Raw genomic sequence first — 18,882 nt, forward strand, 5'->3', positions numbered from 1 at the left:
GCACCCGTCCCGCCGAGAACGGCTGACGCGAGGATGACGTGAAGCGGGATACCCCGCCCTGATCAGCGCGGCGAGGTCACATACCCGGGGCATGAGCCGACGCGTTTCCGCGGCGTTGAGCGTGCGCTTGCAAACAAATGGCCACGTAACCTTCCGGGAATCTCCTTGCCCCGTTCCGGCATGTGCGGGTGTCGCCGTCGGCGGTTGTGCGCACCTGTCGCAGTACGCCACCGTTGTATCGCGTTCCAGCGACCCGGGGCGGCAATTTAGCCGGACTCCTCACGCGTCGCCCTTTTCCGCCTTCTCTAATCCGGTTTCCAGCACCGCCCGGAACTCACTCTCCGTGGCCGCACCCCGACCGCGAATGCCACCACGTGACTGACGGCCGCCGGCTCGTCAGGTGTCAGCGGCACCGCGGACCGCGGCCCGCACCTGGCGTCACCAGTGCTGCGGGGCCGACGGGCAGATACGCGAGCGGCGCGCCCGGGCTCGCCACGAGGCCGCGAAGAACCCGCATCACAGTCGCCCGCCGCGCGAGCGAAATCCAGAAGCGCGATATCACGACGTCGCACGGCCGATCGCCGGGCATCACGATGATTGGCATTTTCTCGCGTCCTGCCGTGCACCGTGCGGCGCATTCCGTGAATCCGTCAGCTCGCCGACGAGTTCACCAAGAAAGCCATCGACACCGAAGAAGGGTCCGTCCGTACACGATCCGTGCCGATGGCGTTCCGAATCGGCCGTGAACATTTTCCTCCACAGTCACGTTGTCAGACAGAAGGCGAGCAAACGAGAATCCGCGCGACAAAGCACAGTTCGCGACGAATGAAGCAATATTCAACCTGGTTCGGCCCATTCGAAGACGCCCGATCGTTCCAGGGCGTGTTCTTCGAATTCGACGGCTACGAAATCGTCGTTCACACGGTGGCGTTTCACCGTACATATCGTTCGAAATGAACGCGGGGGACTGCCGGGACGCCCACGATCCCGCGGCGGTTCACCCGGCCCGGCTTCCCACGATCATGTGGATCGGCCGACCCGCACAGAGGGCCTCTGACCAGCCTGAACACGGAGAGTGCGCAGCTCAGGCAGCATGTGGCCGGTGCCTCGGCCGGTCCGGTGCCCACCATCACCGCGCGGGCGGCGCCGGGCTCCTCGCCCCGCCCGGCGCCCGGCACATCGGACGCGTACGCTCGGCCACCCCCCGGCCCGGCACGGAGCGGCGGCGATATCCCGTCCGACCTGGGAGGGAGAGCGACACGGGACTCACCGATCCGGTGGCGCACCCATTTGTTTCGGCCGGATCCACCGCCGGGCTCCGGACTGTAAAGCACCCATCACCCCCGACATTCTGCGCGCGTGCGGAAAAACTGAGGGTTGACATGTTTGCATTCATCCCAGAGACTACCTGAAAATTTGCAGTCAACGGCCGATCGGGAGCGTCCAAGAGCACCCTCAAAGAACAGCTCGAATAAATGGACGCGTTTCTGTTTCCAGTTCGTCTGCAGCAAGAAAGGTCCCCCCATGTCTTCACGAGGCTCGCAGCCGCCCACGACTCCAAGCGCCAGGAAACGCGTTTTGACGCTTGCGTTGGGCGTCGGATTGCTGGGAGGTCTCAGCATTCCGGCAGCCACGACCAGCTTCGCCGAGTCGACCGACCCCGCGGCGACCGTCCAGGAACTGGCGGCGCAGACGGCGGCTCTGCCCAGCGGCCGAACCACCTACCGGACGATCACGGACTACAACGACGAGATGCTCGCGCTGAGCACCCAGCACCCCGATCTCGTCAAGCACATCACGTTGCCGCACAAGACCCGCCAGGGCCGCGAGGTGTACGGCATCGAGGTGACCCACGATGTCAACGGCTCCGACGGCAAGCCGGTCCTGTTCATGATGGGCATGCACCACGGGAACGAGTGGCCCTCGGGTGAGCACACGCTGGAGTTCGCCTACGACTTGATCAACAACGACGGCAAGGACGCGCAGATCACACGCCTGCTCGACCAGGCGCGGGTCATCTTCGTCCCGGTCGTCAACGTGGACGGGTTCATGCTCAACCGGCGGACCAGCTGCGGCGTCTCGCCGACGTGCGCCAGCAGCGGCGGGGTCGACATCAACCGCAACTACCCCTTCGGCTGGGGCAGCAACGCGGGTTCCAACGCGACGAACCGTGGCCCCGGGCCGGGTTCCGAGCCCGAGGTGCAGAACATCATGGAGCTGACCTCGGCCAACCAGGTCACCGTCCTGATCACGAACCACACCTCCGGTCACACCCTCCTCCGTCCGCCGCTGGAGAAGCGCGCGGGCGACACCCCGGACGAGGCCGTCTACGCCGCCCTGACCGACGCGATGTCGGCCAAGAACGGCTACACGGGCATGAAGTCGGGCTTCGACTACGAGACGACCGGCGAGACCCCGGACTGGTCCTACTACGCCACCCGCGGCCTCGGATTCACGTTCGAGATCATGAAGACCCAGTCGACCAACAACACCTACCCCGAGGTGATCGAGGACTACCTGGGCACCGGTCGCTACGAGGGCAAGTCGAACCGTGAGGCGTTCATGGTGGCCCTGGAGTACACGGCGGACCCGGCGGGACACTCCGTGATCACGGGCCAGGGGCCGAAGGGCGCGGTCCTCACGATCACGAAGGACTTCGACCTGTGGACCGCGCCGATCAAGCAGGCGGGCAGCGTCATCGACCCGCCCGTGGCGGTTCCGACCCACCTGGAATCCCACCTGATCACTCCGACCAACGGCAAGTTCACCTGGCACGTCAACCCGTCGGTGCGGCCGGTCCCGGCCTACACCGAGAACGGCGTCGTCGCCACCGGCCCGGGCAACTTCCTCAAGGAGAGCTGGACGCTCACCTGCGCCCGGCCGACCGGCGAGGTTCTCGAGACGGTGCACGTCACCGTCGACAGGGGCGAGAAGGTCGATGTGCGACTGCAGGAGTGCAAGACGCGGTTCAACGGCAACGGCCCGAAGAACTAACCGCCCACACCCGACGAGCCGGGCGGTCCCTTCAAGGGGCCGCCCGGCGGGTTCGACTCCCACGCCGGTCCCCGCACGGCGCTGCTGCACACCATGCTGGACACACTCGCCGCCGAAGGGCAGGCCCAGCTCGAAGCCGCATGGGTTATCGGTGCCCGAGGACGTTGACCACACGGCCGTTCGGATCACGAACGAAGAACCGGCGGACTCCCCACTCCTCGTCCCGGAGAGGATGCACGATCTCCGCACCACACTCACGCATCGCCGCGTAGACCGCGTCGACGTCGTCAACTTCGACGCTCATGTCCGGAACGACGGACGCGGTCTTGTCGTCGGTCATGAGGCTGACCTGTGCCGTGGGGTCGGAAGGGGAAGCGAGAGTCACGATCCATCCAAGGTTCATGACCTCCTCGAACCCCAGCAGGCCGTAGAACTTCGAACTCTCCTGCAAGCCTTCTGACCGGATGTTGGGGACGGCACGCCGGATCGACATCGGTGTCTCCTAAGGCAGACGGGGCGGTGCGAGTCTGATCTTTCCGCTGGCCGACGGTGGGTACATCCCGTCACCGGCTTCCGCAACGGACTCTAGCGCGGTCTTGATCGCCTTTACCGCGACCAGGATGCAGGGGTTGACGCGGTGATCGAGCGACTGACCAAGCGGTCGGGAGGCCGCGGCCCGCGTGTCTCAGGGGCGAACGTCGTCTCCTCGGGCATTACCCCTGGCTCGGCGGAGCCGGCCGCGGACGGTTCGCCGTGTCAGCGGGCCCAGTTCCTCCAGCAGGGTGACGAGATCCGACAGCTGCTCCAAGGATGCGAGAGCACGCTCTGCTCCATCCTTGTCGACGCCCTCGTACAGCTCCAGGCCGACGAAGGCGGCGGCGGCGGCGCGCGCCAGCCCGCCGACGTCGACGAATTCCGCGAGCGGGGTGTCCACCAGGACCCGGCCGAGCACGTCCTCCAACTCCGCGACCCACATGCCGAGGCCTGCCGCGGTGGCGGGGGCGAGCTTGTCATCCGTCTGGCTGCCGGCGAGCATCTGGGCGAGCACGGCGAGGTTGCCGGCGGCACGCTCCTCCTCATGGAGCGCGCGGCCGAGTTCGAGCAGTTCGCGAAGCGAGGTGACGGCGGCGAAGCGGGTCCGGTACAGGGCCACCCGCTGCTCGGCGCCATGCCGCAGGGCCGCGGCGAGAAGGTCGTCGACGCTGCCGAAGTGGTAGAAGACGAGCGCCTGGTTCACGCCGGCGGTAGCGGCGATGGACCGGGCGGACGTCGTTGCGATGCCCTGGGTCCGCAGCGTCTCCAGCGCACCTTCGAGCAGCTTGGTGCGGGTGTCCCCCATTTTCTCTCCGTTCGGTGCCGCATCAGGTGCGCATCTCTTCACGTCGCGGCATCACGCTAGCGGGCACGCCGTTCTCCGCGACATCGACGTAGTCGGCGGTGAAGGTCCCCGAGTATCCGAAGAGCGGCCCGAACCTGCGGTTGACGACCGTGACCTGGATCCGGAATCTCCCGGCTTCGTCGTCGTACGACTCTCGGACCTCCGCGGTTCCGGCGAGCAGTTCGGGCACGCGGCAGGAGAGCCACCTTTCGTGCAGTCGATGATCGCCCGAACGGATGACGAGACCTCCATGCTCGTCGGCCCAGAAGTCCAGGTCAGTCGCTATGTGCTGGTGCGACCCCAGGTAGTCGACGATCCGGCTCCGCTGGTGGTCGTACACCATCGTGGCGTCGAAACGCCGCTGCCGCCCGGGGAGATGGAAGGTCCGGACGAAGGTGACAGTCTCGCGTCCGTAGGAGTCGACGTACGGGTAGTTCTCTATCCTGAACGGCACATTCCGCCCAGCGATGGGGACCAGTACATTTCGGGTGCCGCCGAGAGCGAGGAACGGCCGGGCGAACGCGGCGTGCCAGATGCGGTCCATCACCCCGGTGCCGACGCACGCCACCCCGTCGGCGACGTTCACGCTGAAGCGGCGCTGTAACTTCGGGTGGAGCCGGGCGAAGTCGCTGCCGAGCGCCTGCAGGAAGATCGAGCTCAAGGTCTCTCCAGTTCGGTGAGTGTGGCAGGCGCCGTCGCGACCCGCCGATCGGGCGGGCGCCGCAGGCAACGCCTGGCTGCCGGGGTGTTCGGCAGCGGGGGCAGGAGGATCGCGGTCGCGGCGACCGCGATGGCGAGCGCAGGTGACATGACGGCCAGCGCCGCGACAGTGACGGTGACGCGGACGCCCAGTTCGACGAGGGCCTGTCGCAGGGACCGCTCGGGGGTCCTGCCGCTCTCGAGCCACAGGCGGAGCCGGTCGAAAGACCAGGCTGTCGCCCAGCCCATGATCGGCCGGAAGGCGAGGTCGATCACCACTCCCCATCCACCCCAGCCCGGGTGGTAGCCGTACCCGGTGACGAAGCGGATGCCGTCGTCCGTGGGGATGTAGCGCCAGAAGCCGGAACCGGAGCGAATGAGCGAGATCGGATCCTGTGAGGAGAACCGCAGCGCCGAGGTTCTGCTGCGGTTCGCCCCGTGACGTTCGCGGGCGGTGATCCCCGTTCCGGCGATGGCGAGCCAGGGCAGGGGCCGAAGCGTGTAGCGGAATCGCTGGGGTTCGCCGGGGGCGCGGGGAAGGTAATCGATCTCAGTGAACCGCAGATCCCAGCGTTGGTGAAAGTCGGGTCGCTGGGTCCGCCGCCACAGCTCGTCGATATCGGCCCTGATCAGGGTCTCAACGTAGACGGACCTCGCCATCGGCCACCTCCTTGGTTGAGCGATCGCTCAAAAAGCTTAGAAGCATTTGAGCGATCGCTCAAGCCATGCCGCTGCCCGAGTCGACTGCCGGGAACACGCAAGCCGATGTGACGAAATGACGAAACGGCGCTGCGCCGAGGGCCGCCGAACGGGAGATCGAGATCGCCGGGCAGGTGACCGAGTACCGCAGGGGTGGGCGTTCGCCACCAAAGGCGAACCGGCGATGCGGATGGTCGCGCGGGCGTGGCGGAGGTCGGCAGAAGGCCGAGGGCCTTCAGGGGCGCTCGCGGAGTACGGCCACGCCATCGCCGGTGAGGTCGTCGAGCGCGACTTTGCGCCCGGTCATGGCCAGCAGGAGAGCGATTGCCGGGCCGCTGACGAGAGGACCGGCGCCGTGCCGCCAATCGGCGTCGGTCGCGCGGAGCGCCACTCCGGCGATCCGCCGCTTCGCACCGATCAGCAGGTTGCTGGTCTTGTAGAAGTCGGCCACCGCCAGAACATGTTCAACCGGGTGGTCGCGGTAGCCATCGAGTGCGCGGAAGATGTCCTCGCCGTGGACGAGCATCTCACCGAGCCATGAAATCGTGGGCCCTGGCGGCGCGGTACGTGCGTCGACACGGGACCGGAACAGGTCCACCAGTTGCCGATCGGTCTTGCCGGCGGTCACCCGCCGGATGTTCTTCGCGGTCATCTTCTCGAACCGGAAGCCGCTCGCCGCCAAATCAGAGAAGAACTTCACCGGTGTCATGTTCGCTGTAGCGATCATGTGCCCGACGACGTCCCGGACGGTCCAGTCCGCACACAGCGAGGGCCTGTCCCAGTCGGCGTCAGGCAACGCAGCAAGGGCGTTCGCCAGCGATGCACGCTCGGCCCGAATCATCTGCCAGGTGTCCATGACCGCCCCCATCTACCAGTCCTCTACAGTCTCCTCCAGTCCACACAGGCCCCTGTCGGGCACCCACATGGCTCACGTGCCGTTTTCCGGCACGTAACTGAGCCACTACCCCGGGAGGTGGCGGTCGTGCTGCTCACCCACCGAGCCGAACAACGCGGCCCGAGCACGACCGAGATGGAGGACCGTTCACCGACGCCTATCGTCGTCCCCTGCGCCTACGCCTACGTTCCCACGATTCCATCCGGCTCCAGCCAATTAATCGGGGGCCTTTATGCCACATTGAAATCGCTAGTGGAACGAGCAGAAGGACTAAAGCGGCACCCAGCCAATGTGTGGCGTGGACAAACTTCACTCGGCTATCCAGCACTTCGCCCCTCGGATCAATCGGATCGTAGAGCACTTGCCGAGAATCGCCCGTCTCGGGGGTACCGTCCCAACGCTGCGCACCGACCCTCGTCTCAATCTCAACGCCGCTGCGCGTGGTAAATCTGACTTCGGGCTCATCGGGAAGACGTTGACGGTAATGCACGCCGGTGACTGTGGCCGTAGCCGGAATGCCGTGTTCCTGCAATTGTTGCACTCGTCTGAAGTCATCTATCGTCGCGATCGAGATGACGACAGCCGTCAACATGATCAGGATCGCGGCCTCGCCGTGAATAGAGGAAAGTCGATCCCATGCCGACAATTGAGCATAAGAAGGGGAATCGACCGGTGTAGAATCGTCTGGCCTCCCAGACTGACGGAAAATCATCCGTCTACGCTTTCTGCGGGTAGTCTTTCTGCGGCCCATCTTGGCCCCATTCCCGTTTTGCTGGGATCAACGATCCGCCATGGCACCAAGTTCCCACGGACGGGATTCACGGTGCAAGCATGCACGTGCCTCGCCCAACGGGACCGTACGAGCGACTCGGGCGGATGCCTGAACAGCCGCGCATGTCAAGCATGCGGGTCCGCGCGCACACCTGCGACTGCCTAAAGCCCTCTACGAGCTGTCCGGAGCCAGGGGTCGTACTTCCCTCCGCCGCCCCGAAGCGAGGACCACGCGGGAAACCCTGTCGAGCGGTGGCGATTGGTTTCGGCGTAAGAGCCGGATCCTGAATGCGACGATCTTTCGGAAAAGGGCGAACCGGTCGAGCGAGATCGACATCATGGGCGCATAAAGCGTCTCCCCCTTTCGGAACCCTTGCCGCGCTCGTGGTGCGCGGGGCGGCCCTCTTGATCTCGCGCGCGGAGGGAGACGCGCCTCCGGTTCCGGTGTCGTGCCCCGAGCGGTGGGGTCGGGACGGCATGGGAGGGTGGGTGCCCGCCGCCGCGAACATCCCGGAGAAGACTGCTCCAGGCGGACATCAACGACGTGATTCGCGGACATATGACGGCACTCGCTCCCGACTAATCGTCGCCAAGTGGTTTGTCCCCGGGTGACTCGCACTGCTTCCTCCTGGGCAGCCCGCCAGGCTCCTTGAATGACCTCACGCGCGGGCAATGCGTCAAGGGGGTGCCGGTGACGAGCCGGTGAACTTGGGAGGCCGAGAGACTGATGCCGCGGTCGGCGAGGAGCGGGACGAGTTCGGTGCGAACATGCCGTTCTGGGCCATGATCTCCCGCAGCCGCCAGGAGTAGCCGACCTTGCGTTTCACGACGTCCCACCCTTCTTCCCCGCCGCGGCCAGGGCGGCCGCGATGGTGGCGTCCAAGGTGTGGCGGAGCGTTCGGGTCCGGAAGTCCGATGACACGCAGAACACCTGCTCCTCGGGCCGCAGCAGCTGCACCCCCGAGACCAGCGACAACCGGGCCGCCCCGGCACCTGCCCGCTCACTCCGAAGCCCGGCGCAGCGCCCGCGTTGTAGCGACTATTCATCGAATGTATAGTCGCGATCATGTCAACCGGTCATGTGCTACTTGGCTTTCTCATGGAGCATCCGAAGCACGGCTACGAGCTCAAGAAGGAGCACGATCACCGTCTCGCCGGTGCGAAGCCGCTGGCGTACGGACAGGTCTATGCCACGCTGCAACGCCTGGAACGCGACGGTCTGGCGGAGGTGGCCGAGACGCAGCAGGAGGGCGGCCCCGAGCGCACCCTGTACGCGATCACTGACGGTGGCCGGGCGGAGCTGGAGCGGTGGCTGAACACTGTCGAACCGTCGGCGCCGTACGTCGCCAGCCCCTTGTTCGCCCGGGTCGCCGTCGCGGGAAAGGCCGCCGACGGCTATCTCGTACGGCAACGCGAGGCGCACCTGGCCCGCATGCGGGAGCTGACCGCCGAGAAGACGTCCGGCACGCCCGCCCAGGTGCTGGCGGCCGACTACGCGCTTCAGCACCTTGACGCCGACCTTCGCTGGATCGAGACCGCGCTCGCGCGGATGAAGGAGGACAGCAATGCTTGAGGCCAGGGGCCTGGGCAAGTCATCCGGCCGGACCAGTGCGCTGACCGGTGTCTCCCTGGAGATCGCGGAGGGCGAGATCGTCGCCATCACGGGGCCGAGCGGCGCGGGCAAGTCAACGTTGCTGCACTGTCTGGCCGGGGTCGTCCGGCCGGAGTCCGGCGAGGTGGTCCTGGACGGCAGGCGGATCGACACGTTGCCCGAGGCGGAGCTGACCGCACTGCGGCGCGAGAGCTTCGGTGTCGTCTTCCAGTTCGGCGAGCTGGTGCCCGAGCTGACCGCGGCGGAGAACGTCGCGCTGCCGCTGCTGTTCAATCGACACGGCAGGCAGGAGGCGATGACCGTCGCGGCGGAGTGGCTGGCCCGGCTGGAGGTGTCCGATTGCGCCGACCAGCGCATTGGTGAGCTGTCCGGGGGCCAGCGGCAGCGGGTGGCCGTCGCGCGGGCGCTGGTGACCGGCCCGCGTGTTGTCTTCGCCGACGAACCCACCGGAGCACTGGACACGCTCGGCGGCGAGCAGGTGATGAGCGCGCTGCTCGGCGCGGCCCGCAGCAGCCATACCGCTGTCGTCCTGGTCACCCATGACAACCGGGTGGCCGCCTATGCCGACCGGGAGATCGCCTTGCGCGACGGAGCGGTGCTGGCAGGGGTGGACCGATGATCGCTGTGCTGCGGATGTTGAACAGGGGACGCTCGCGAGCCGAGCGGGTACGCGCCCGGCTGGTCGCCGCGGGCGCGGCGGTGGCGACGTTCCTGGTCTGCACGGCCGTCAGCCTGGCGGACTACCGGGATGAGGGCGACTCGCTGACGGGGCTCGGCCTGGCCCTGCTGGCCGTGCCGGTCGGTGGCCTGGTCCACCAGGCCAACCGGCTGGCCTCGGCCACCAGGGAGCGGCGGCTGGCCGCCCTGCGGCTGGCGGGGGCGACGCCGGGCGACGTGCGGCGGCTGGGCGCCATGGAAGGAGGCTTGCTGGGACTGGGCGGGTCGCTGGGCGGCGGCGCGCTCTACGTGGTCACCCATCTCGCCGGGCCGCTGCCGCAGGTGCCGGTGGTCGTGGCTTTGGTGACGCTCGGCGGGGTCCTGTCGGGGGCACGCGCCGGCCGGCACGTCGTCGCCTCGCCGCTGGGAGTGGCCCGCCGTGCGCGCGTGCGGGGGCCGCGCGTGCGGGACCTGCTCCTCTTCGCGGGGGGCGTCGGCCTCTTCGTTCTCGGACTCGTGGTGAAGGGCCGTTTCCCGATCGTCAGTACGTACGGATCCGTGGCGTCCATGATGGCCGGGCTGGTACTGCTGCTGTTCGGCGTGACCCTGGCCGCGACCTGGTTGATCAGGGCGTACGCCCGCAGGGCCGGTCGGCGGGCCCGGTCGGCGGAGGCGCTGCTGGCCGCGCGGCTGGTCGAGGCGGATCCGCGGGCGTGGGCCAGGGCCCTGTCCGTGGTGAGTCTGACCGTGTTCTTCGGCGCGGCAGCCGGGGCCCAGCAGGCCGGCGTCGGCTACTCCCAGGCGCACGCGCTGGTGGACGTCGCGCTCCTGGTGGCCCTGGTGACCTCAGCGGTCGCCCTGGTGGTGCACCAGGCGGAGGAACTGATAGACCTTCGCCGCTCGTTCGCCGCGCTGGCCGCTTCCGGGGTGCAGGAGCGGGCACTGGGCGGGGTGCTCGTGCGGCAGGCGGCCATCGCTGCGCTGCCGGTCTGCGTGGTGGCGGCCGTGTCGGGGGTCGCGGTGGTGGTCCTGACCATTATGGACGTCTACCAAGTTCAGTGGCTCGGCTGGGCGGTTGCCAGGGCCGTGGCCATGGCGGGCGTCGGGGTGCTCGCCGCGGTGCTCGTCGCCCTGGCGGCACGCCCCCTGTTGCGCGGCGCACTCCGTTTTGAGACGCGAATATGACCACGATCGCGTAGCAGGCCCTCCACTCGGGTCCGTGCGATACGGGGAAATGTAGCTGTGGGTGACCGGGGCTACGCTGAGCGGCCCCGGCTCTGAGTCGTCGCCCCGCGCGGACCCGCTCCTGAGGCTTCAAGAAACCATCGTTTTTGAGGCGACCGAGCGCGAAGGCACGCCCGCCGCAATGGCGCGGCTGGCGGCCTGCTACGACCTGGCAGCGGAGACGCTCAACAAGGTCGGCGCCACCTGAGCTGATCTGGCGCGCGTCTGGTGGCAGTGGGGCAAGCCTGAGCAGACGGCGTCGGCCCTGCTTGAGGCGCACCGGCACGCCCCGAGCGAGGTCCGTGACCGGCCTGCGATACGGCAGATAGCGGTGGAGCTGGCCGAGCGGCATCCGCGCGTGGCTGGTGTGCCTGAGCTCGCCGCCGCGATCGGCGCGATCGGTCATAGCCGCGGACCACGCCCCTGCATGTACACCACCTGACTCAAGGCTGGGACCCAGCCGAACAGGCGATTCACTCATCACTGGCTGCGGATCCGGAAGACCGGATACTGGTGCGAGACCCCCTCAAACTCCGACAGCGGTGCCCGCCGGTCTACGGGGATGTGGGGCCGCGCGCCAGGAGCGACGGCGAGATAGCGACGTAGCACGGGAGCTCGTTGCTCCACCGGAATCTCTTCCAGCGTGACCACCTCGCGGCCACGTCGGCGCAGGATGGCGTGTCCACCCGCGGCGCGGACGTTGCGCACCCAGTTCGCGTTCGGTCCGAGCATCGACACCAGGTAGCGCTCCCCGTCATGTTCCGCGACAGCGACCGGCAGCGATATCGGCCGCCCTGTGCGCCTCCCGACCACCTCCAAGGTGACCGCATTTCGCGGGAAGAAGACTCCCGATGCGTATAGCCGTGCGTCAATGCGGTTCCACGCCCGCATGAACGACCCCGGCCGACTGCCTTCGTACAGCTTGCGCTTGAGCGCACCGAAGTGCCCGACCAGCGACTGGGTGATTCGGTTCATTGCGACCCTGCGGGAGCGGTCGCGGTATGCAATTCCCTTGCAATGACGTCCTGGCTCAGCCGACGGTCCGCCACATGCGGCCGTCGCCCGTCTCGTGCTTTGACGGCAACGGCATGTTGCTTCAGCGGTTGCGCCCGCCGATATCCCGGGAAGGTCATGGCTCCGGGTTTCTGCGGGCACCGTCCGTAGGTAGGCCTGAGGTCACGCATTCGATCACGCCTGCGACGTCGGTCGCGATCCCCTCCACAGCAGCGCGACCGCCAGGAGTCCGGCCAGGCTCGGCACCATCCCGACCCAACCGAGCAGCGGCGGCAGGCCCGTGTCCCCGGAGCTGTCCCGCACGAGCAAGGCGAACAGGGCGACACTCAAGCTGAGTGCGAACACCAGGGTCGCGACGCTGCGGGCCCACCGCTTGCCCGCCCTGACCGCCCAGATGGCGAAGAACCACCAGATGATGCCGAGTGCTCCGACAACTGACAGGCAGACAAGCCACGTCATGACGGCGGTGTCGATGCGGTCCTGCGGGAAGGTGGGATAGCCAGCTCGGATGTGTCCGGCCAGCACGTTGCCGGTGGCAAGGTCGATCCACGGGACGATCATTGCGACAACGGTGAGCCCGAGGCCCGCGTACATCGCGCCGACGGCTGACTGCTTACGACGGGTCTTGGTCATCGATCTGTCTCCTTCAAAGTAAGCCGCACATGCCGTACGCAACTGGCGGAATCAGGTGGTCACGCCGCTGCTCGGCCTACTACCTACACCGTAAGTATTACCTACGGCGTAGAATATAGGCCTACGGTGTAGGTTGAGCAAGACGCGAGAGGACGGCGAGTGACGAAACGCGGACAGGGCAAACCGGCCGGGCTGAGCCGCGAGCGGATTGCCGCCGCGGCGGTGGACCTCGTCGATCGCCAGGGGCTGGAGTCATTCGGGGTGCGGCGCCTGGCATCCGAACTCGGCGTCGATCCGATGTCGATCTACAACCACATCAAGGGCAAGGCCGCGCTGCTGGACGCCATCTCCGAAGCCGTCCTGGCCGAGGTTTCAGCCACCGCCGCACAGTGGCCGGACGACTGGACGGACATCGCGCTCACGATGGCCCGCGGATACCGGGACATGGCGATACGCCATCCCCGAATCTTCCCGTTGCTGGCGACCCGAGCGCAGACCTCAGCGGTGGCCTTCGAGGCGCTTGAGCGGCTGACTACGGCGATGCGCCGCGCCGGGATCGCCGACCAGACGATCGCGGACGCCCCCCTGGTTCTCTTCGGCTTCCTCAACGGGTATCTGCTCGCCACCCTGAGCACGGATCCCGGCGAGGCCGGTGACCCCGCGATGGGCGCGACCCAACCGGCGTTCGATCCGGCCCTGTATCCGACCATGGCCGCCCTGGCTCCCCTGCAAGCGGGGTTCGGTGGTGAGGCTGAGTTCGAGCGGATGCTGGAAACGGTTCTGGTCGGCATCGCCGCGGGTGCAACCAGACCGCAGGTGCGGCAACAGTGATCGTTTAGCGTCGGGATCAGGAGACAGCGAACCCCGCCCTCCACAATGGGAGGACGGGGTTTTAGCTGGTCAACTCCTACTTCAACAGCTGGCGGGCCATGACCATGCGAAGACGGAGCCCGCATCGCCGACGCGATTCGGCACCGCCTGTCCAGCGCGCGACCCGCCGCCTCTCCGGCTCCGGCCGAGGCTCCCGTCTCCGGAGATGACGATGTGTTCGAGGCTTTGCGGAAGCTGGGGGAGCTCCGTGACAAGGGTGTGATCACCGACGCGGAGTTCGCGGCGAAGAAGGCCGAACTGCTCGCCCGGATCTGATGCGCTACCCGGTCGAACGCGGCCACCGCGAGCGCGACGAGGAAGCGGGTGAGGACCAGCGCGCCGCCGACGGTGTCCTCGCCGAGCAGGGTCTGCGCGGTGAACTGCACGTCCACCACACCACGGCAGACCTAAAGTCCCTGTGCTGCGGGGGTCCGATATGTTCTCTTTGATCACGTCTTGCTCGGTCTTGGGGGTGTGTTCCGGTGCGCGGAATGCTGCTGATCATGGCTCTTGCCTTGAGCCTGTCCGGCTGTGGTGTGGTCCCCGGGCTCGCCGACGCGCCCACGCCGACCCCGGTCACCTCACAGGCCACGTCACCGTCTCCTTCGTCGGGCGCCGCGCCCTCCGCGAGCGCCGACCGCTCCGCGACCAAGGCGGCGCTGACCATCTCCCAGGCTAGGCAGGCTATGCGGGAGTGGGTGGGCAAGTACAACGCGGCGCTCAAGAAGCGCAAGTGGTGGCGACAGAACGCCCTGGTCGACTCGCTGTTCCTCGAGGCGGCGCTGCACGAGGCGGTGCTCGAACGCAACCATGAGGCCTTCCGGTGGAAGCCGGGACACAAGCCGATCAACCTGACCGGCACCTTGACGGTCTACCTGCCCAGGCCGGAGCAGCAGCCATCGATCGGTGACTGGTTCATCGCGCAGGCGACCTATAAGGACACTAAGGGCCATGCCCGCCCGCACGTGCTCGCGTTCTTCCGCTCCCCCGGGCAGCCCTTCAGGCTGGTCGTCGCGACCCCGATTCACTGGGGCCAGCGGATGCCCAAGCCGCTGCTCGACGCCGACGGCTACATCACCGACATGGACAACGCCGTGGCGCGCGCCGTGACCGAGGAGTACCTGAACTTCTGGAACAACAAGAAGAAGGAGGGCACGTCCGGCTACCGCCTGGCTAAGAACAGCTACAGCCGCAAGGCGTTCCCCGCAGTTAACAAGGGGCTGTACGTCGCGTTCGCCGGCCACGGTGCGGTCTTCGGCTTCCGTACGGCAGACGGCGGCTTGTTCTTCCTCTTCGCTCTGGTCAATGACCCCAAGCACGTCAACCAGGTGTTGAGCGAAGCGCTGCTGGTGCCCAAGGGCAGCAAGACCATCCAGGAGCTCGGTGCCAACTGGTTCTCCTAAGCGCTTATCCAGAAGTTCTGCGCGTAACCGGGTGTGAGATCGCCGGGACAGACAGGCGTTGACAAGGGCCTCGCCGGAGGTGGATCGAGGTTGTTTACTACTGGGTGGTCAGCTTCTCGGCCCTGAAGGGCCAAGCTTGCAGCTCCTCGCCGTACCTGGCAGGTACGGGTCAGGCCGCGTCGTCGGCAGCGTGACTCACTGCCCAACCCGCGACACCGCGCGAGGCGATATTGCGGGCCGCGTTGACGTCGGCGTGCTCAGCGAAGCCGCACGACGTACAGCAGAAGGTCGCCTGGCCCGGCCGGTTGGCCTTGTCCACATGCCCGCAGGCCGAGCAGGTTTGAGAGGTGTAGGCCGGATCCACATGGACGACGGCGACCCCATGCCGGGCCGCCTTGTAGGCGATGAAGCTCCCCAACTGGTGGAAACTCCACGAGTGCAGCGTGACCCGCTGGGGCTTGCGGAGCCGTACCCGGTCACGGATCCCGCCCAGGTCTTCCAGGGCGATGCCGCGTCCGGTGCGTTCTGCCTCGGTCACGATGCGTTTGGCGATGCGGTGATTGGTATCGGCGGCGAACCGCGCCTCCTTGCGGCGGCGCTTCTTCAGCAGCCGTTTGGCGGACCTGGTGGCCTTGGCCTGCAACCGGCGGCGCAGCTCCCGATTGCGGTGACGGACCGCGTTCAGGCCCTTACCGCAGTGGCAGGCGCCGTCACTGGTGGTGGCGATGTTGGCAATGCCCAGATCCACCCCTATGAACCCGTCGGGTTCGGTGACCGGAACATCAGGGATCTCACAGGTCGCGTACAGAAACCACCTGCCGTCCCGGCAGACCAGGTCGGATTCGCCCTTCCGGTACAAGGCGAGCATCTTGAGCTGGTCGGCCGACCCGACGAACGCGACATTCTTCAACCGGCCGGCCGTGGTCCAGATCGACACCGTGTGGGCGGTGTGGTCCCAGGACAGGCAGCGGTCATCGAACGGCTGCGCGGCATCGGCGCGGAAGGCGATCGGTTTACTCTCGGCCCGCGCGCGGCGCCGGGAGCCTTCCGGTCCCAGGTTCCCGGCCCGGATGTTGGCCTTCAGTGTGGTGTAGGCGTCGGCGACCTTCTTGATCACATGCTGGGCGGCCTGCGCCCCCAACCCGCGCGCTCTCACCTCGCGATAGGTGTGCTTGCGCAACGCGTACTCACGCCGGTCCCCGGTCGTGAACGCCGTCACCGAGGCGAAGTTCGCCGCGTCGTTGCAGGCACGCAAGGTCGCCTCCAACGACGCCGCCTGCTCGGGCATCGGCCGCAGCCTCACCTGCACCACCAGCCTCACATCGAACACACTATCGGTTGGCTCATGCCGCCGTGATGGAAACCGAAACCGGATATCCGCCAAGGTCGCAGCGTGGTCTACAGGTCTACAGCCTCCACGCGCATTCGGTCTTCCCCACCAAGTACCGGAGGCGGCCATTTCTAGTCACCGTCGCCCTTCCCGGCGTCCTGCGGCGACGGCCCACTGTCGATCATCAAGGAGTACATCGAGAACCAGCCTCGCCCGGACTAGTGAACGCCCGGGGTTCCTCGCTATATACCGCTGAATGAAGGCACTTATGTCCAGAGCTGGCTCGGGACATCCCCTGGGACCCACCGGTGATCCTTTCATCACACCAGGCCGGACCTACCAAAACGGTGACGGCAACTGACCGCAGTCGTGTTGTTGACAACGTTCGCGCTGCACCATCTCTCACGGAACGGAGACGAAACAGTGATCGTTTAGAGGTCGGATCCAGAGACGGCGAACCCCGCCCACCGAAACCGGTGGGCGGGGTTTTTCGCACGTCAACGACTACTTGAGGAACTGGCGGGCCATGACCATGCGCTGGATCTGGTTGGTGCCCTCGTAGATCTGGGTGATCTCCGGCCCCGGACCTGGCCACCTGCGGAAATCACTCGATCATGCGGCTGATCAGGCATTACGCTTGCGGACGTCTCGCGTCACTTCCCGCTGTTTTCGACGCTCCCACGGAACAGAGACGGAACACGGCACCTCATCAGCCGGGCGGCCATGCCTGACCGGCCTGCAGATTCATCGGGCGCAGACGGCCCAGTTCCTCGAAGAACTCCTGTTCACCGAGCTCGTACGGCGCGAACTCGTCGAGGTCCAACTGAGCGTAGGTCAAACCGCCGTACTGGTCTTCATCATGCTCCGTGTCATAGGCGATCACCGTCCCATCGGCGTAGGCCTCGACCTGCACATGGGCGTATCCCTCGTCGTCGAGCATCAGATAGAACGTGGACGTGCCCCAGCTCGCGTACCGGTCCCCACGGTCTTCATCCCACCCTCGCCGGAAGCACCTCACTCCAGCAAGGCACGCATGAGCGCGGAAACATGGCCCCGACTTCGATCACAGCTCATGCTTGGGCAGAGGCTACAAGGAACCGTCCTTCCCACTCCATGGCCTGCCGGAGTGACCAGGATCTTCATAGACCTCCAGCTCCCTGTAGTAGCCGGCTTTATGGACGTCCTTCTCCTGCCCCACGACACTGGCCCGGCCCACCGTAGGAACGGTGACCGACTTCGAGATCTGGTGGATGGACGAACAAACCCCAGATCCGCCTCAGGCCCGTCGACCCCGCCTACCTCCGCGACGACTTCGACGACTGGGCCACCGGATTCCGCTGCTACGTATGACACCCGCACTAGGAGAGGGGTGGCTGTACTGCTTGCTCACATGACTTGAGCTGGGTAAACGCCTCCCGTAGCCCGCACCGATTGCGTGATCATCCCGTGTATATCCCGCGCTCACCAAGACGGGGCCACCCCGTCATTCGGTGGCAAGCCGCCCCGGAGCGCAGGGCCGCCAAGGCCCGAGACATCCGATGGGCCGGGCCGTCAACCCCGACAGGCGGCTCTGGCGGACAATAGGCCAATGAGCTGGGTCGCCAACGTGATGCTGTCGATCCGTCCGGATGACCGTCCGGATGACCGTCCGAACGTGGAGTCGTCGAGCGAGTGGCTACTGTCCTCGGGGCGCCGGGCACCCGACCAGGTGTATCCGCGAAGGTCGAGGCGTGTTGCGAATTTGCTCCCCGGCCCTCTTCTTGCCTCTTCTCGGACAGAGGAGCAAAGACACTAGTCTAGTCACAAGCTGTCATGAATTGCGATTGATCGATCGCGGTGGCTGTATAACCCCCGTTCTGTTGTTCGGCGATTGACTTCGCAGTTGTCTGATCCTTTGCGTACACAGCAACAGTGAAGCATGGAGTGATCTCGCTCTGGGGGTTGGTCATTTTGAAGTAGAAGACGGACCCTGCCGGCGGGTTAGGTGAATAAACTGACACCAACGTATCCCGCGAAACGGCGCCCCTGCCATCTTGTGCAGTCAAGGTATACTTCGTGTCATCGCTTGGTGTAACTGTCTGCGTTCCCGTCAAGGGGACACGCACTTTATTCAATACGACGGGGCCAAAGGGCTCGCGACCTTGGAGACTGACGACTGTATCCCGTTCCGCATTCGAGACCTGCCAACTCAGGGTTGCCGACGAGCCAAGTGTGATGTAGCCGTTGTCAGGAGCCGCATTCAAGTAATTTATGATCGCAGGTGGTGGTGTTGGAGGAGGAGGGGGAGGTGGCGGTAGAGTGCCAGGAACCAGGAGATCGTTCCACGCACCGGTCCAGTTTCCGTTGGGTGCAGTCTGCCAAATGTGATACACGCTGCGGTCGCCGCCGAGGGCGAAAATCTCGAGTGACCCATCGGCGTTTTGGCCGACAGTGAGCTGTTGTAGATCATGACCCTGCAGGCTGGCCCAGTTCCCCCAGTTTCCGTTGGGTGCAGTCTGCCAAATGTGATACACGCTGCGGTCGCCGCCGAGGGCGAAAAGCTCCAGCCGCCCATCGGCGTTTTGGCCGACAGTGAGCTGTTGTAGATCATGACCCTGCAGGCTGGCCCAGTTCCCCCAGTTTCCGTTGGGTGCAGTCTGCCAAATGTGATACACGCTGCGGTCGCCGCCGAGGGCGAAAAGCTCCAGCCGCCCATCGGCGTGT

General features: G+C 66.2%; 20 protein-coding genes. 8 read left to right on the forward strand and 12 right to left on the reverse strand.

Annotation, left to right across the window (positions count from 1 at the left end):
• Window positions 1-1,578: 1,578 nt before the first annotated feature.
• Window positions 1,579-2,994 carry a M14 family zinc carboxypeptidase gene (locus tag QSK17_RS00720; RefSeq protein ID WP_285702364.1) on the forward strand — a complete coding sequence of 472 codons (1,416 nt, stop codon included), beginning with the start codon at window positions 1,579-1,581 and terminating at the stop codon, window positions 2,992-2,994.
• 145 nt (window positions 2,995-3,139) lie between these two features.
• On the opposite strand, the gene QSK17_RS00725 is transcribed toward QSK17_RS00720, so the two are convergent.
• The 7 genes from QSK17_RS00725 to QSK17_RS00755 all read right to left on the reverse strand — a co-directional run bounded on the left by QSK17_RS00725 (window position 3,140) and on the right by QSK17_RS00755 (window position 8,412).
• Window positions 3,140-3,487, reverse strand: coding sequence for a VOC family protein (locus tag QSK17_RS00725; protein WP_285702365.1), 348 nt, complete (start codon window positions 3,485-3,487; stop codon window positions 3,140-3,142).
• 192 nt (window positions 3,488-3,679) lie between these two features.
• On the reverse strand, window positions 3,680-4,333 hold the full coding sequence (locus QSK17_RS00730; protein WP_285702366.1) for a TetR/AcrR family transcriptional regulator: 654 nt from the start codon (window positions 4,331-4,333) through the stop codon (window positions 3,680-3,682).
• 22 nt (window positions 4,334-4,355) lie between these two features.
• Window positions 4,356-5,033, reverse strand: a complete 678-nt coding sequence (locus QSK17_RS00735; RefSeq protein ID WP_285702367.1) for a DUF4166 domain-containing protein — start codon at window positions 5,031-5,033, stop codon at window positions 4,356-4,358.
• Complete coding sequence (locus QSK17_RS00740; protein ID WP_285702368.1) at window positions 5,030-5,731, reverse strand: hypothetical protein; 702 nt, start codon at window positions 5,729-5,731, stop codon at window positions 5,030-5,032. Before QSK17_RS00740 ends, QSK17_RS00735 begins: the two co-directional genes overlap by 4 nt.
• Window positions 5,732-6,005: 274 nt before the next feature.
• A complete protein-coding gene (locus tag QSK17_RS00745) occupies window positions 6,006-6,626 on the reverse strand; it encodes a maleylpyruvate isomerase family mycothiol-dependent enzyme (RefSeq protein WP_285702369.1) in 621 nt (206 codons plus the stop codon).
• A 1,487-nt stretch (window positions 6,627-8,113) separates the two neighbouring features.
• The gene (locus QSK17_RS00750; RefSeq protein WP_285702370.1) at window positions 8,114-8,263 is read right to left on the reverse strand and encodes a hypothetical protein; all 150 of its coding nucleotides are present in this window, start codon (window positions 8,261-8,263) and stop codon (window positions 8,114-8,116) included.
• Window positions 8,260-8,412, reverse strand: coding sequence for a hypothetical protein (locus QSK17_RS00755; protein ID WP_285702371.1), 153 nt, complete (start codon window positions 8,410-8,412; stop codon window positions 8,260-8,262). Before QSK17_RS00755 ends, QSK17_RS00750 begins: the two co-directional genes overlap by 4 nt.
• Before the next feature lie 90 nt (window positions 8,413-8,502).
• Between QSK17_RS00755 and QSK17_RS00760 the strand changes: the two genes are divergently transcribed.
• The 4 genes from QSK17_RS00760 to QSK17_RS00775 all read left to right on the forward strand — a co-directional run bounded on the left by QSK17_RS00760 (window position 8,503) and on the right by QSK17_RS00775 (window position 11,137).
• On the forward strand, window positions 8,503-9,009 hold the full coding sequence (locus tag QSK17_RS00760; RefSeq protein WP_285702372.1) for a PadR family transcriptional regulator: 507 nt from the start codon (window positions 8,503-8,505) through the stop codon (window positions 9,007-9,009).
• Window positions 9,002-9,667 (forward strand): ABC transporter ATP-binding protein, encoded by a 666-nt coding sequence (locus QSK17_RS00765; RefSeq protein WP_285702373.1) that lies wholly within the window; start codon window positions 9,002-9,004, stop codon window positions 9,665-9,667. The genes QSK17_RS00760 and QSK17_RS00765 overlap by 8 nt, the downstream gene beginning before the upstream one ends.
• Entirely contained in the window at window positions 9,664-10,890 is a 1,227-nt protein-coding gene (locus tag QSK17_RS00770) for a hypothetical protein (RefSeq protein WP_285702374.1), read from the forward strand. The genes QSK17_RS00765 and QSK17_RS00770 overlap by 4 nt, the downstream gene beginning before the upstream one ends.
• A gap of 61 nt (window positions 10,891-10,951) precedes the next feature.
• Window positions 10,952-11,137 carry a hypothetical protein gene (locus QSK17_RS00775; protein WP_285702375.1) on the forward strand — a complete coding sequence of 62 codons (186 nt, stop codon included), beginning with the start codon at window positions 10,952-10,954 and terminating at the stop codon, window positions 11,135-11,137.
• A 272-nt stretch (window positions 11,138-11,409) separates the two neighbouring features.
• Here the strand turns inward: QSK17_RS00775 and QSK17_RS00780 are convergent, their stop codons facing one another.
• Together QSK17_RS00780 and QSK17_RS00785 are read right to left on the reverse strand one after the other, a co-directional pair.
• Window positions 11,410-11,904, reverse strand: a complete 495-nt coding sequence (locus tag QSK17_RS00780) for a nitroreductase family deazaflavin-dependent oxidoreductase (protein ID WP_285702376.1) — start codon at window positions 11,902-11,904, stop codon at window positions 11,410-11,412.
• A gap of 213 nt (window positions 11,905-12,117) precedes the next feature.
• Window positions 12,118-12,576, reverse strand: coding sequence for a hypothetical protein (locus tag QSK17_RS00785; RefSeq protein ID WP_285702377.1), 459 nt, complete (start codon window positions 12,574-12,576; stop codon window positions 12,118-12,120).
• A gap of 159 nt (window positions 12,577-12,735) precedes the next feature.
• Between QSK17_RS00785 and QSK17_RS00790 the strand changes: the two genes are divergently transcribed.
• From QSK17_RS00790 to QSK17_RS00800, 3 genes are all read left to right on the forward strand, one after another.
• Complete coding sequence (locus tag QSK17_RS00790) at window positions 12,736-13,407, forward strand: TetR/AcrR family transcriptional regulator (RefSeq protein ID WP_285702378.1); 672 nt, start codon at window positions 12,736-12,738, stop codon at window positions 13,405-13,407.
• Window positions 13,408-13,620: 213 nt separating this feature from the next.
• A complete protein-coding gene (locus QSK17_RS00795) occupies window positions 13,621-13,722 on the forward strand; it encodes an SHOCT domain-containing protein (protein ID WP_285702379.1) in 102 nt (33 codons plus the stop codon).
• Between the two features lie 227 nt (window positions 13,723-13,949).
• Entirely contained in the window at window positions 13,950-14,849 is a 900-nt protein-coding gene (locus tag QSK17_RS00800) for a DUF8094 domain-containing protein (protein ID WP_285702380.1), read from the forward strand.
• 169 nt (window positions 14,850-15,018) lie between these two features.
• On the opposite strand, the gene QSK17_RS00805 is transcribed toward QSK17_RS00800, so the two are convergent.
• From QSK17_RS00805 to QSK17_RS00815, 3 genes are all read right to left on the reverse strand, one after another.
• Window positions 15,019-16,170: an RNA-guided endonuclease InsQ/TnpB family protein gene (locus QSK17_RS00805; RefSeq protein WP_285702381.1), complete on the reverse strand. Its 1,152-nt coding sequence runs from the start codon at window positions 16,168-16,170 to the stop codon at window positions 15,019-15,021.
• A 718-nt stretch (window positions 16,171-16,888) separates the two neighbouring features.
• Window positions 16,889-17,119 (reverse strand): hypothetical protein, encoded by a 231-nt coding sequence (locus tag QSK17_RS00810; protein WP_285702382.1) that lies wholly within the window; start codon window positions 17,117-17,119, stop codon window positions 16,889-16,891.
• Window positions 17,120-17,975: 856 nt separating this feature from the next.
• A partial coding sequence (locus QSK17_RS00815; RefSeq protein ID WP_502889108.1) for a DUF8189 domain-containing protein occupies window positions 17,976-18,882 on the reverse strand: 907 nt, incomplete at its 5' end.

The sequence above is a fragment of the Microtetraspora sp. NBRC 16547 genome (assembly GCF_030268965.1).
Taxonomy (GTDB): domain Bacteria; phylum Actinomycetota; class Actinomycetes; order Streptosporangiales; family Streptosporangiaceae; genus Microtetraspora.

Coding starts and splice junctions, on each gene's coding strand:
- QSK17_RS00725 (WP_285702365.1), bottom strand. CDS start 3,487: ATGTCGATCCGGCGTGCCGTCCCCAACATCCGGTCAGAAGGCTTGCAG.
- QSK17_RS00730 (WP_285702366.1), bottom strand. CDS start 4,333: ATGGGGGACACCCGCACCAAGCTGCTCGAAGGTGCGCTGGAGACGCTG.
- QSK17_RS00740 (WP_285702368.1), bottom strand. CDS start 5,731: ATGGCGAGGTCCGTCTACGTTGAGACCCTGATCAGGGCCGATATCGAC.
- QSK17_RS00745 (WP_285702369.1), bottom strand. CDS start 6,626: ATGGACACCTGGCAGATGATTCGGGCCGAGCGTGCATCGCTGGCGAAC.
- QSK17_RS00760 (WP_285702372.1), top strand. CDS start 8,503: ATGTCAACCGGTCATGTGCTACTTGGCTTTCTCATGGAGCATCCGAAG.
- QSK17_RS00765 (WP_285702373.1), top strand. CDS start 9,002: ATGCTTGAGGCCAGGGGCCTGGGCAAGTCATCCGGCCGGACCAGTGCG.
- QSK17_RS00770 (WP_285702374.1), top strand. CDS start 9,664: ATGATCGCTGTGCTGCGGATGTTGAACAGGGGACGCTCGCGAGCCGAG.
- QSK17_RS00780 (WP_285702376.1), bottom strand. CDS start 11,904: ATGAACCGAATCACCCAGTCGCTGGTCGGGCACTTCGGTGCGCTCAAG.
- QSK17_RS00785 (WP_285702377.1), bottom strand. CDS start 12,576: ATGACCAAGACCCGTCGTAAGCAGTCAGCCGTCGGCGCGATGTACGCG.
- QSK17_RS00800 (WP_285702380.1), top strand. CDS start 13,950: ATGGCTCTTGCCTTGAGCCTGTCCGGCTGTGGTGTGGTCCCCGGGCTC.
- QSK17_RS00810 (WP_285702382.1), bottom strand. CDS start 17,119: ATGCTCGACGACGAGGGATACGCCCATGTGCAGGTCGAGGCCTACGCC.